A 13,558-nucleotide genomic window follows, 5' to 3' on the forward strand; every position below is an offset into this window, starting at 1 on the left:
ATTATTTAAACGTGTCAGTAATACTTGCTATCGAATCTTCTTGTGATGAAACTTCAGTTGCTATTTGTAACAACGGTAAAATTACAGCCAATGTTATTGCGAACCAAACTATTCACGAAAATTATGGTGGGGTAATACCGGAATTAGCTTCCAGAGTACATCAACAAAATATTGTGCCAGTTATACAGCAAGTATTAATCGATGCTAAAGTAAATAAAAATGAAATCAATGCCGTAGCTTTTACTAAAGGCCCTGGACTTTTAGGTTCTTTATTAGTAGGGGTTTCTTTCGCAAAATCTTTTGCCCTAGCCCTAGATTTACCACTTATTGCTGTAAATCATATGCATGCCCATATATTAGCGCACTTTATTGATGATCCCAAACCGCAATTTCCTTTTTTATGTCTTACAGTATCTGGAGGACATACCCAGATTGTGCTTGTTAAAGATTACTCCTCAATGGAAATTGTAGGCGAAACCCTGGATGATGCCGCAGGCGAAGCTTTTGATAAAACAGCCAAAATTCTAAAACTTCCTTATCCTGGGGGCCCATTGATTGATAAGCATGCTCAAAAAGGAAATCCGCTTGCTTTCAAGTTCCCAGAGCCTCAAATTAAAGGTCTGGATTTTAGCTTCAGTGGTTTCAAAACAGCCATACTTTATTTTATCAGAGACCAGGAAAAGATTGACCCTGATTTTATTTCTAAAAACATAGATGATATATGTGCTTCCGTTCAACATAGCATTGTTAACATCTTGCTAAATAAACTTAAAAAGGCCGCCAAGGAATACGGCATTAGAGACGTGGCTATTGCCGGGGGGGTGTCTGCTAATTCAGGTTTACGTAATGCTTTGAAGGATCTCGCCTTAACACAACAATGGAATGTGTTTATTCCTGCTTTTGAATACTGTACAGATAATGCGGCAATGATTGCCATTGCCGGCTACCATAAATATTTAAACAACGATTTTGTGGGCCAGGATGTTTCTCCTGCAGCCCGAATGGAATTTTAAAACACACGATATGAATTCAATGAGCATATTTTTTATAGGACTAATGTTAGTTCCTTATACCGCTTTTATTGTTTGGTTACTTAAACAGGACAAACGTAAAAACACTTTAGGTGTTGTGGTGCTTATGTTAGCTATTTTAGCCACTTTATTGGTGGCCTTATATATCGATGCCAAATACATGTAGCACTTTAGGCTGGTAATAAAAATGGCTGCTTCCGTAAGGGAGCAGCCATTTTTTATATAACGTGAGATGAAAGTTTTACAATTTTTCTTCTAGTTTTTCACCTGAAACCTCAGCTCTGATTTTCGCTTCGATTTCATCTGCCAATTCGGGATTATCCAATAACAATTGTTTCACGGCATCTCTTCCCTGACCTAATTTGGTCTCTCCGTAAGAGAACCATGATCCAGCTTTTTTGATGATATTGAAATCCACGCCGATGTCAATAATTTCCCCAACTTTAGATATCCCCTGGTTAAACATAATATCAAACTCGGCAATCCTGAAAGGTGGTGCAACTTTGTTTTTAACAATCTTTACTTTAATTCTATTACCAGATACTTCGTCCGAATCTTTGATCTGTGAAGTTCTACGGATATCTAAACGTACTGAAGCATAAAATTTTAATGCATTACCACCAGTTGTTGTCTCTGGATTTCCAAACATCACTCCAATTTTTTCACGCAGTTGGTTAATGAAAATACAGCAACATCCTGTCTTTGCAATTGTTCCGGTAAGTTTACGTAAGGCTTGCGACATCAAACGTGCCTGTAAGCCCATTTTAGATTCTCCCATTTCACCCTCAATCTCTGCTTTTGGAACCAATGCAGCAACAGAGTCAATTACAATCACATCTATAGCTCCCGAACGGATCAGATTATCAGCAATTTCCAGCGCTTGCTCACCATTGTCTGGCTGAGCAATCAACAGGTTTTCTACGTCAACACCTAATTTCTTAGCGTAAAACTTATCAAAAGCATGTTCCGCATCGATAAAAGCTGCAACACCACCAGACTTTTGGGCTTCTGCTATAATGTGGGTAGCCAAAGTAGTTTTACCTGATGACTCCGGCCCGTAAATCTCAATTACACGGCCTTTTGGCACGCCACCAATGCCTAAAGCAATATCAAGCCCAATAGAGCCTGTAGAAATAGCTTCAACGGCCTCAATGGCTTGGTCTCCTAATTTCATCACGGCCCCTTTTCCGTAAGATTTCTCAAGCTTGTCAAGGGTGAGTTGTAATGCTTTTAATTTGTCTGTGTTTGGGTTCATCTCGTTAAGTTTTGTTCTTAAATATAAAATATTTATTCTTTATTACAACTATCAAATTAATTATAGTGCTAACTATTTTAGCAAAAATACGGAAATATTTGATTATAAAAAATGATCGGGTAAAGTATTATTTATTTGGTTTCTTTTTCACTAACAATCTTAGTTTTAAACAGTCTTTCGTAATAGCGGCATAGATGAGTAATCTCACAGATGCTGCATTTAGGAGAACGTGCCACGCAAACATATCTGCCATGCAAAATCAGCCAATGGTGCGCAATATGTATGGTGTGTTCCGGTAAATGTTTCACAAGGTCTTTTTCCACTGCCAAAGGCGTTTTACCGGTTGTTAAACCAATTCGGTTAGCCACACGGAATACATGTGTATCTACTGCCATGGCAGGCGCATTATAGACTACAGAAGCAATCACATTGGCTGTTTTTCGTCCAACACCAGGTAATTTCTGAAGTTCATTGATGTCTGAAGGCACTTCGCTATTGTAATCGTTCAATAACATTTTTGCCATACCAACAAGGTGTTTAGCTTTATTGTTTGGGTAGCTTATGCTTCTAATATAATCAAATACGATATCTGGTGTAACCTCGGCCAGTGCCTTTGGGTTAGGGAAGCGTTCAAACAAGGCAGGAGTAACCATATTAACTCTTTTGTCGGTACACTGCGCCGATAGGATGACGGCAATTAACAATTGAAAAGGATTATGGTAATCCAGCTCCGTTACTGCATCTGGTTGTTTAACTGAAAAATGATTTACAAATTCTCTGTACCTTTCTTTTTTAAGCATCTGCAAATATAAATATAGCGGAATAAAAAAAAGCTGCCTTGTATAAGGCAGCTTTGTTATTTACTTCGCCTTGGCGTAGGCTAAGATTTTGTTTATGACTTCATCACTAGGTTCCCGGGATAAAGAATCCAGTTCTTTCTTGAGATTGTCATAAAAGAAATTGTCATTTTCATCAAAATCTCCTTTAAAAAGTTGGTCGTTTTGACGATAATGATCCGTTTTGTGGGTTGAAGTAGAGGTTGTTACCATAAGCATAAGGCTGATTTGTTTTATCTATTAAACGCAGCAGTTTGCTATTTATTTTAACCTACACAACAATTTTAAAAAACATAATTTCGTGTGGCAATTAGCTCACCTCTTTAACTTTCATCATCTTCCTTAAATTGCTCAGTGCGTACCTCATACGGCCCAATGCTGTGTTAATACTAACATCGGTTAGATCGGCAATCTCTTTAAAACTGAGGTCTGCGTAGTGACGCATAATTAAAACCTCTTTTTGCTCATCTGGCAAGAGCCTGATCATCTCCCTCAAATCTGTATATGTCTGTTCTTTTAGAATCTTGTCTTCAGCACTATCCTCATGGATCTGCAACAAGTTCAGAATATCAGTTCCATCGGCACTTGTAATTACCGGTGCACGCTTTTCGCGTCTAAAGTGGTCTATAACAAGGTTATGTGCAATTCGCATTACCCAAGGCAAAAATTTGCCTTCTTCATTATATCTGCCAGATCTAAGTGTGTTAATTACCTTAATAAAGGCTTCCTGAAATATATCTTCTGCTAGATATTGATCTTTGACCAATAAATAAATAGAGGTATATATTTTGGATTTATGTCTTCGAAGAAGTTCTTCCAAAACGGATTCATCACCGTTGAGGTATAACTTCACCAATTCCTGATCACTATTTAATTGTAATTTCATAGGAGTGTCAATACTAAATTCCCTGCTGTTTGCTTTAAAATATTTAGTAGTTGTTTAATCGATAGTCTTTCTCCTTTTGTTGGTTAGTGATGATGGTTCAATTGTTGTGGTTAATTCTTTCAAAAGAAGCACTTTTTTCTTACAAATCAACCATAAATGTGTTAAAAAAAATAAAAAGCTACTGATATACTTAATTTTACATTCTCAAAAAATAATCATCTATAAAATTCGGGGTATATTTGCAGTTCTATCCAACAACAATGACTAAGGAAACAGAGAAAGATCCACATAAAAATATAATCATAAAAGGTGCCAGAGTTCATAACCTCAAAAACATCGATGTTGCTATTCCAAAGAATAAACTTGTCGTCATTACAGGGATGTCCGGGTCAGGCAAATCTTCCCTTGCTTTTGACACCTTATATGCTGAAGGCCAAAGACGTTATGTAGAAAGTTTGTCGTCTTATGCCCGACAGTTTATGGGTAGAATGAATAAACCTGATGTGGATTACATCAAGGGTATTGCCCCAGCTATTGCTATTGAGCAAAAAGTTATTACCTCTAATCCCCGGTCTACTGTAGGAACTTCTACTGAAATTTATGACTACCTGAAACTATTGTTTTCCCGTATCGGCAAAACTTATTCTCCGGAATCCGGCAAACTGGTTAAAAAAGATACAGTGAGTACGGTGGTCGACTACATTTCCAAACTCGTAGCGGGTAGCACAGTCACTATCTATTGTCCATTATATCCGCATAATAACAGAACCATTAAAGAAGAACTGGCTGTATTACTACAAAAAGGCTTTCTCCGGGTATTGTTTGAAGGAAAGATAAGAAAAATTGAAGCTATTCTGGAAGATGAAGATTTCGTAGACGAAGAGCTAACTAGTGAAACCAATATCCGGATCATGATTGACCGTATCGTTGTGGATCAAGAAGAAGAAACATTAAGTAGAATAGCTGACTCAGCTCAAACAGCCTTTTTCGAGGGTAAAGGTGATTGCTACGTGGAGCATGATGGTGAAACAACCCATTTCTGCGACCGCTTTGAATTAGATGGTATAAGGTTCGAAGAACCTACTCCTAATTTTTTTAGTTTCAATAATCCATATGGTGCTTGTAAAAGATGTGAGGGTTATGGCAGCGTTATCGGGATTGATGAGGACCTTGTTATACCTGATAAGAGTAAAAGTGTATATGATAGTGCTATCGCGCCATGGCGAGGCGAAAAAATGCGCGAGTGGCTTAATAAACTGATCCGCACAGCAGATAAATTTGATTTTCCTATTCACCGTCCTTACCATGAACTTACAGAGAAGCAAAAGGCTTTGTTGTGGACGGGTAATAAATATTTTGGTGGACTGGATGCCTTTTTTAAAGAGCTTGAAACGCAGACTTTTAAAATCCAATACCGGGTCATGCTATCGCGCTATCGCGGTAAAACAATCTGTCCGGATTGCAAAGGGTCTCGGTTGCGTAAAGATGCATCATACGTAAAGATTGGAGAAAAGTCGATCATTGACATTGTCTTAATGCCGCTTTCAACGATCCTCAATTTCTTTGAAAACCTTAACCTGTCTAAAACCGATGAAAAGATCTCCAAGCGTTTGCTTGCAGAGATTTTTAACCGCGTCGAATACCTTAATAATGTCGGCTTGGGTTATCTTACTTTAAACCGTTTGTCAAATACGTTGTCGGGTGGCGAATCCCAAAGAATCAACCTGGCCACTTCTCTGGGCAGCAGTCTGGTGGGTTCCATTTATGTATTAGATGAACCCAGTATTGGCCTGCATCCCCGAGATACCAATAAATTAATCGGTGTTCTTAAGTCTTTACGGAATGTGGGTAACACTGTTATTGTGGTAGAACACGAAGAGGAGATGATGAAAGCTGCTGATCATATCATTGATATTGGTCCAGAAGCTGGTACTCATGGTGGTAACCTGGTTTTTAGCGGAACCTATGAGCAAATCATAAAAGACAAAAAAAGCTTAACGGGGAGGTACCTAAGTGGTAAAGAAAGTATTTCGATACCTGAGCGTCGGCGGAGCTGGAATGACCATGTGCTTATAAAAGGCGCTCGCGAAAATAACCTAAAGAACATTGATGTTAAGTTTCCCCTGGGTATATTTACAGTGGTCAGTGGTGTATCCGGTTCTGGTAAAACCAGCTTAATCAAGAAAATACTCTTTCCGGCGTTACAAAAAGCCATTGGCAATTACGCTGGCGAACAAACAGGTGTTTACGATGGTATCTTTGGAAACCTCGAGCTGGTTAGCCAGGTCGAAATGGTAGACCAAAATCCTATTGGCCGTTCATCACGTTCTAACCCCGTTACTTATGTTAAAGCATGGGATGATATCCGTGCTTTATTTGCAGCCTTACCAGCGTCAAAAGCCGCGGGCTTAAAACCTTCTGCTTTCTCGTTTAACGTAGAAGGTGGCCGTTGCGATGTTTGCCAGGGTGAGGGGGAAGTAAAGATCGAAATGCAGTTTATGGCCGATATTTACTTGCCATGTGAGGCATGCGGTGGCAAAAGATTTAAACCACAGGTGCTTGATGTCACTTATCAGGAAAAAAATGTTTCAGAAATTCTTGATCTTACCATAGAAGAAGCGGTTGAATTTTTCAGCAAAGAACCAAAGATTCTTAACAAGCTGCAACCTTTATTAGATGTGGGTTTGGGTTATGTTCATTTGGGGCAATCGTCAAATACCTTGTCAGGTGGTGAAGCGCAGCGGATTAAACTGGCTTCCTTCCTTATTAAAGGGAATAACGCCAATAAAACGATGTTCATCTTTGATGAGCCGACTACAGGGTTGCACTTCCACGACATTAAGAAACTGCTCATTGCATTGAATACGTTGATTGAGCAAGGCAATACCATCCTTGTGATTGAACACAATATGGACATGATCAAGTCTGCAGACTGGGTGATTGATATTGGCCCTGAAGGTGGTGATAAGGGTGGACAAGTGGTATTTGAAGGAACTCCAGAGGCATTGGTTGAAGCTGGCAATTCCTATACGGCGAAATATTTAAAAGAGCATTTGAAATAATATTTGGTGATGCTTTTTTTAACTTTTTTATTGGGGCTGGTGCTCAATGCTATTGGCTACATTCCGCCTGGTAATATCAACCTCACTGTGGTGCAGATTACGATAAATCGTGGTATCAAACAGGCATTCTACTTTATCGCTACTTTGAGTGCTGTCGAAGTAGTATTTACCCTGCTCATGATGCGCTTTGTTCAATGGCTTTCCTTAAGCTTAGAATTGGACAACATTATAGATGTGATTATGGTGTTTCTGTTTCTGATTTTAGGGCTTATTACCTGGAAATCTAGAAAGGAAATGCCAAAAGCTGATTACAGCAGTAAAGATAGTGTGCGTTATGGTTTAGTACTTGGTGTTTTAAATCCAATGCAGGTCCCTTACTGGTTGTTTGTGGGTACTTATCTTATTTCCCATGAGTGGATCGATATAGGTTACCTGTCTTTAACCATTTTCAGCATCGGCTCAGGTATCGGTGCCGCTTTGGCCTTGTATGGTTTCGCACGCTTTGCTACCTATATCAAGGAAAAATTTGCGTTGAGTAGTTACCTGATCAATAAAAGTATTGCCATTCTGTTTTTTTCTTTGTCGGCTTATCACCTCATAAAAGTAATCTATGTGCACTTTATCAAATCGTAAGTTACTTTTTTAGGAACTCGACATTCCATATTTTTTCTGCCCTGCGTCCTATAATCCAGAACGATGCGGCAAGCACGCAAAAAAACAGTGCTTTATGCCAGGTATCCCAGAAATACTCAAAATAACGGGTGTAAAGGTTTAGAAATAAAAAGGTGATCCCAAATTCCCTGGCTATGTCATCTCTATATTTTAGGCCAGCAATAATGCTGATCAAACATGCAATCGCTGATAGGATGGCCCAGTAAAAAAGGTTTATCTGTCTTACATTATACCATTCTTCAATAGAGGCATAATTTCCGAAAACAGAAATAAGCCACAACGACACAAATAGGTAAAGCATGCCGCCTATATAAGTAGTACCATAAAACAGCCTGAATTTAGGCTTGTTCTTTAACAAAAGTGCAGTGGCAGTTAGCACTAATCCAAAAAAAACAAAACGTAAGGGGTAATTCAATCCCAGGAAATAGTAGTCCCCGCGGGAGAGATAACCAGTTTCTGTGCCAAACCAGGCACCGAGGGAGATTAATACAAAGGTCCAGATTAACCTGGATTTAAACACAAAGGCAAGCACGCCATAAACGATGACGGAAAACAAAATGAGTATTGAAAAATGCGATTCGTTATTACCAATAGCCTTTCCTAAATAGGCTATGGCATTCGCTGTTAACATCACTGCCGTAAAAATTAATGCATCGTTGCTAAACACCTGCATATAGTGCGTTCGGCTGCGTTTAAATCCGGTATAGTATAAAATTGCTGCAACCACGGCAGAAAGCAGGCTAATCAACCCGTCTGGAGTATCGTAAAGTTTTTCCAGGTAGGTGAGAATATCCTTATCTAATAGCAGAGCCCCTAACGAAATTACTCCGCAAGCCATGGCTATCCAAAATGAATATTGCGCTAACCTCCGCCAGTCGAAACTTTTGGTCTCATAGCTGTTTTTTAACTTCACAACATGTTCTTCAGTCAGCAGTTGCTGTTCTTGCCATTGCTGAAGCATTTGGTCCAAAAACTCGCTTTTCTCCTGGTCTAGTTTCATGTAAACGAATTGATAAATAATTTAGGCTTTCTTAAGTAAATCAGGAATCTTCTTGGTATTCCCAACAATCCAAACAATATCGTCGTCCTCAAACACTAGGTCTGAGTCAGGGTTTAATATTCTTTCGCCTTTCCGCTCTATTCCCACCACTAATCCCTGGGTAATGTCACGTATTTTTGAATTACGGATGCTATACCCATAAACTGGCGATTGCTTGTTGATAACCACCTTTTGTAAGGTCATATCTTTTTTAGGGAAGGCAACGTCTTCAACTTCATCTTCCTGCCCCTCAAATAAGGATTGTACTAACGCAATCTGATCATCGGTACCAATAACAAGAATTTTATCATGCGGATACAATCTCTCATCCCGCCCTGGGGTAGGTATAATAATTTTCCCGCGTTCAATCATTGCAATATTTACACCATATTTCTCCCTGATGGCAAGTTCCATTAGGGTTTTTCCTACCAATTTCGATTCTGGCGAAATATGAAGTTCCACCAGGTGGGAATCCCATGGTAAAATTTCCGGTTGTTTCTTTTGCTCTTCTCTGGCATTTAGGTTGTGTAAAAACCTGGTTTCCAATCTTGTATAAAATGCCTGCAGTCTTCTTGAAAATATCGTCATCACAAGAATAATCAATGCAACGGCTACGCCTACGGAGATCCAGGTATTATAGAATTGGAAGATCAAGAAACCTACAAAAAATACTGCGAGTCCTACCCGTAAACTTTCGAGTGCCACCAGTGGACCACGGGTGTATTTTTTATTAAGCCATAAATTGCTATAAGCCTTGCGTTCTATTCGCCTTAATGCAAGTGCCCATAAAAAGGGAATCATAACCATTAAGGTTAGCAGTAAACTAACAATGGTGCCATATTGGCCATCAATTAGATTTTTTGCAATAAAGGGTTGCAAAATACGGGAGCCTAAAAGCACGAGTGCAAACAGAATGACGGAATGCACAATGACACTGAATGTGTAAGCCCGCAGGAATACTTTCCAATCGCTTAAAGTTGTAATGCCTGCAGTACTTGTACTATATCTGTTCATACCGGCAATCCATTTCTTTGGAAGCAGACGTTCAATCTGTGTGTATATATATTCAGAATGTTTAATTAGGTAGGGAGTGGTAAAAGTGGTAATCGCCGACACAGCTACCGCTATCGGATATAGGAATTCACTGGTAACCTTTAGGGTCAAACCCAATGTTGCAATGATAAAAGAAAACTCACCGATTTGAGATAAACTCAGGCCTGCCTGTATTGACGTTTTTAAAGGCTGCCCAGAGAGCAGCGCGCCAAGACTGGAACTGATAAACTTACCAAAAACAGTAACGAAAGTAATTATCACAATCGGACCTGCGTAATCCACAAGCACTCTTGGGTCGATCAACATACCTACCGACACAAAAAATATGGCGGCAAACAAGTCTTTTACCGACTTTGTTAAATGCTCAATGCGCTCTGCTTGTGTAGTTTCTGCTAAAATAGAGCCCATAATAAAGGCGCCAAGGGCTGGGGAGAAGCCTACTTGCACGGCTAGAATGACCATTAATAAACATAAGGCGATGGACACGATGAGCATCGTTTCATCGTTCATTAGTTTTTTTGTAGCTTTTAGGAACGACGGAACCAGAAAAATACCACCTATAAACCAAAGTACCAGAAAAAAGGCTAGTTTAAGGATGGAAATAAGCATATCTGCTCCTGCAAATTGCCGACTAACAGCAAGCGTAGTGAGCAATACCAACATTAAAATGGCAACTAAATCTTCAATTATGAGCACCCCGAAAACTAAACCTGCAAATTTTTTATGTTTTACACCTAGCTCATCAAATGCCCTGATAATGATGGTGGTAGAAGATACCGAAAGTAATCCCCCTAAAAATATGCTGTCCATGGTCTCCCAGCCCATTAATTTCCCGGCCAGGAAACCAACACTCAGCATAAATACGGCTTCAACAATGGCTGTGATGGACGATGAACCGCCTACCTTTACCAATTTCTTAAAACTAAATTCCAGGCCCAGGCTAAATAATAGGAAAATAACCCCAATCTCCGCCCAGATGGTAATACTTTCCAGATCAGCAACACTTGGAAAAAAATCAACATGTGGACCAACCAGTAAGCCCGCCAGGATGTAACCCAATACCAAAGGTTGTCTAATTTTTTTAAATAATAAAGTAGTGATTCCTGCGGCAGCAAGTATTAACCCTAAGTCACTAATCAGTTCGGGAAGATGTATCATGCTCGTTATTCGTATGAAAAAGCTAATAGGTATGGGAAGTAAGCATGCAAGCGATTTGCAAGAACGCAAAAAGCAACTACCTCGTGAGGTTAAATATACAAAAAAATTGATTTTAATTACAAGCCCCAGGTTGCAGGACGTTTATTTCAATTGTTTAAAATAAGCTAAAGTATTTTGTTTGTCTTCATGAAGCTGTTCCTTTAAAGCTTCCAAACCGGTAAATTTAACGTCGTGACGTAAAAACTGTAGAAAGGTCATTACAATCGTCTGCCCGTAAATTTCTTTATTGAAATCGAAGATATTCACTTCTATATTTCTGGTCATGCCGTTTATGGTTGGCCGTTGGCCAATGTAAGCCATGCCCCGGTAACTTTCGTCGCCCATATCTACCTTTACAGCGTAAATCCCATCTGAAGGAATGAGTTTGTAAGTTTCTTCAACAAAAATGTTAGCTGTCGGGTAGCCGATAGTACGGCCAATTTTATCACCCTTAACTACCCGGCCTTCAATAGAAAAAGGATAACCCAGGTATTCAGCAGCCAGTGCTACATCGCCCTTTAACAGAGCCTGCCGTATTTTAGTTGAACTTACGGCAACATCATTGATATCCTGCTCTTTGATAAGCTCAATTTTATAATCGAATTCTCTAGCATAAAGCTCTAGTTCAGGCATGCCGCCTTTTCTATCTTTCCCAAAACGATGGTCGTAACCAACAATAATGTACTTCATGCCTATAGTATCTATCAGAATCCGCCTAATGTACTCTTTGGCGCTTAAATTCGAAAAGTCACGTGTAAAAGGAATGATAATGAGGTGATCTACACCTAAACTTGCCAATATTTCGGCTTTTTGTTTAACTGTGTTTATCATTTTTAAGTTCTGGTTCTCCGGATCGAGGATTAACCTCGGATGTGGAAAGAACGTTAAGATGACACTTTCACCGCCAGTTTCCTTTGCCAGTTCACAAAGCCGCTTCACGATCTTTTGGTGACCGTAATGAACGCCGTCAAAAGTGCCGATGGTGACTACAGCGTTGGCTAGTTTCTTAAACTCCGATAGGTGCTGGTATATTTTCAATTTCTTTCTTGTTCTTTAGAAAAGCCACCAGATCGGCAACCTCTAATGCGTTTGTTAGGCTAAATTCACCACTTCTTGTTCTGGTTAGTTTAGATAAATAGGCGCCGTTGTTCAGGTGTTTGCCAAAATCGGATACCAGCGACCTGATATACGTTCCCTTACTGCAAACAATACGGAAATCTACTTCCGGCAGGTCAATGCGGGTAATTTCAAACTCCGGAACCGACACAAAGCGTAAACGGGCTTCTGTTTCTTCACCACGACGGGCCTTCACATACAAGCGCTCACCATTCACTTTAACTGCAGAGTGTGCCGGCGGGTATTGTTCAATGTCGCCGGTAAATGGAGCAGTAGCTGCATAAATAGCTTCTTTAGTAAGGTTATCAATGGCAAATTCCTGATCTACTACGGTTTCCATATCATAAGAAGGTGTAGTTGCACCAAGTACCATCGTGCCTGTATATTCTTTTTCCTGGGCCTGAAATGTGTCAATCTGTTTAGTCAGTTTCCCTGTACAGATGATCAGCAATCCTGTTGCCAAAGGATCCAGTGTCCCTGCATGTCCAACCTTGAGTTTCAAAGGTTTTAATGAATTTCTGATCTTTCCCACCACATCAAAGCTTGTCCACCGATATGGTTTGTTGATCAGTAACAGTTCGCCTTCTGTAAAATTAAATTCTCTATCTATCATTATTAAACGGTCAATGGCACATCTGCAAAATAGAACGCTAATATTACCACACCTATTATTATTCTGTACCAGCCAAAGATACGGAAACCGTGTTTTGACAAAAATCCTATAAACGACTTAATGGCTATTATAGCCACAACAAATGCAATAACGTTGCCAAAAAGTAACAATTTTATATTCTCCTCATTCAGCAAATGATAACCTTTTAACAGCTTATATCCCGTAGCAGCACACATAGTAGGAACGGCAAGGAAAAAGGAAAATTCTGCTGCGGCCTGGCGACTCAGCTTTTGCTGCATACCGCCAATAATAGTGGCGGCACTTCTGCTTAAACCGGGAAGGGCAACGGCAAGTACCTGGAAACACCCAATTTTAAATGCAGTTAAATTGGTAATTTCCTGTTCATTATGCACTGTTGGATTTTTAAATACCTTGTCGATAAAAAGCAATACAATACCACCAAAAAGCAGTACCAGAGCAATAAAAATAGGATTACCCAAGGTGTCGTCGATAAAATCGTTTAATAAGTAACCAAAGAAAAGGGCTGGAATTACCGCAATGAGGAGTTTAAAATAAAACTGCCATTTGCCGAAATCAATGAATTTTTTCCAATATAATACAACCACTGCCAAAATAGCGCCCAGTTGTATTGCAACTTCAAATAACTTCACGAAGTCGTCTTTACCAATACCCATAATGGAACTGGCAATAACCATGTGACCGGTAGAAGATACCGGTAAAAATTCTGTTAATCCTTCTATAACAGCAAGGATAAAAGCCTGAAGATAGTCCATGTTA

The 13,558-nt window shown here is 39.5% G+C and carries 12 protein-coding genes; 4 read left to right on the plus strand and 8 right to left on the minus strand.

Annotation, left to right across the window (positions count from 1 at the left end):
- The first annotated feature begins 11 nt into the window (after window positions 1–11).
- Entirely contained in the window at window positions 12–1,013 is a 1,002-nt protein-coding gene (gene tsaD, locus ACR2F3_RS07715; RefSeq protein ID WP_432709405.1) for a tRNA (adenosine(37)-N6)-threonylcarbamoyltransferase complex transferase subunit TsaD, read from the plus strand.
- A 10-nt stretch (window positions 1,014–1,023) separates the two neighbouring features.
- Window positions 1,024–1,197: a hypothetical protein gene (locus ACR2F3_RS07720; protein WP_432709406.1), complete on the plus strand. Its 174-nt coding sequence runs from the start codon at window positions 1,024–1,026 to the stop codon at window positions 1,195–1,197.
- Window positions 1,198–1,272: 75 nt separating this feature from the next.
- Here ACR2F3_RS07720 and recA read toward each other — a convergent pair whose 3' ends face one another.
- The 3 genes from recA to ACR2F3_RS07735 form a co-directional block, all read right to left on the minus strand.
- The gene (gene recA / locus ACR2F3_RS07725; RefSeq protein ID WP_432709407.1) at window positions 1,273–2,286 is read right to left on the minus strand and encodes a recombinase RecA; all 1,014 of its coding nucleotides are present in this window, start codon (window positions 2,284–2,286) and stop codon (window positions 1,273–1,275) included.
- Between the two features lie 131 nt (window positions 2,287–2,417).
- Complete coding sequence (nth, locus tag ACR2F3_RS07730; RefSeq protein ID WP_432709408.1) at window positions 2,418–3,086, minus strand: endonuclease III; 669 nt, start codon at window positions 3,084–3,086, stop codon at window positions 2,418–2,420.
- 346 nt (window positions 3,087–3,432) lie between these two features.
- Window positions 3,433–4,008, minus strand: coding sequence for an RNA polymerase sigma factor (locus tag ACR2F3_RS07735; protein ID WP_432709409.1), 576 nt, complete (start codon window positions 4,006–4,008; stop codon window positions 3,433–3,435).
- A gap of 260 nt (window positions 4,009–4,268) precedes the next feature.
- Here ACR2F3_RS07735 and uvrA point away from each other — a divergent pair, with 260 nt between their 5' ends.
- Window positions 4,269–7,070, plus strand: a complete 2,802-nt coding sequence (gene uvrA, locus ACR2F3_RS07740) for an excinuclease ABC subunit UvrA (RefSeq protein WP_432709410.1) — start codon at window positions 4,269–4,271, stop codon at window positions 7,068–7,070.
- 9 nt (window positions 7,071–7,079) lie between these two features.
- Window positions 7,080–7,703 (plus strand): LysE family transporter, encoded by a 624-nt coding sequence (locus ACR2F3_RS07745; RefSeq protein WP_432709411.1) that lies wholly within the window; start codon window positions 7,080–7,082, stop codon window positions 7,701–7,703.
- Window position 7,704: 1 nt separating this feature from the next.
- On the opposite strand, the gene ACR2F3_RS07750 is transcribed toward ACR2F3_RS07745, so the two are convergent.
- The 5 genes from ACR2F3_RS07750 to ACR2F3_RS07770 all read right to left on the minus strand — a co-directional run bounded on the left by ACR2F3_RS07750 (window position 7,705) and on the right by ACR2F3_RS07770 (window position 13,554).
- Window positions 7,705–8,742 (minus strand): DUF2157 domain-containing protein, encoded by a 1,038-nt coding sequence (locus tag ACR2F3_RS07750; protein ID WP_432709412.1) that lies wholly within the window; start codon window positions 8,740–8,742, stop codon window positions 7,705–7,707.
- A gap of 21 nt (window positions 8,743–8,763) precedes the next feature.
- Window positions 8,764–10,992, minus strand: coding sequence for a cation:proton antiporter (locus tag ACR2F3_RS07755; RefSeq protein ID WP_432709413.1), 2,229 nt, complete (start codon window positions 10,990–10,992; stop codon window positions 8,764–8,766).
- A gap of 141 nt (window positions 10,993–11,133) precedes the next feature.
- Window positions 11,134–12,069 carry a bifunctional riboflavin kinase/FAD synthetase gene (locus ACR2F3_RS07760; protein ID WP_432709414.1) on the minus strand — a complete coding sequence of 312 codons (936 nt, stop codon included), beginning with the start codon at window positions 12,067–12,069 and terminating at the stop codon, window positions 11,134–11,136.
- Entirely contained in the window at window positions 12,038–12,760 is a 723-nt protein-coding gene (gene truB, locus ACR2F3_RS07765) for a tRNA pseudouridine(55) synthase TruB (protein ID WP_432709415.1), read from the minus strand. The genes ACR2F3_RS07760 and truB overlap by 32 nt, the downstream gene beginning before the upstream one ends.
- 2 nt (window positions 12,761–12,762) lie before the next feature.
- Window positions 12,763–13,554: an undecaprenyl-diphosphate phosphatase gene (locus tag ACR2F3_RS07770; protein WP_432709416.1), complete on the minus strand. Its 792-nt coding sequence runs from the start codon at window positions 13,552–13,554 to the stop codon at window positions 12,763–12,765.
- Window positions 13,555–13,558 lie beyond the last annotated feature (4 nt).

The organism is Pedobacter sp., from assembly GCF_045627485.1.
Lineage (GTDB): Bacteria > Bacteroidota > Bacteroidia > Sphingobacteriales > Sphingobacteriaceae > Pedobacter.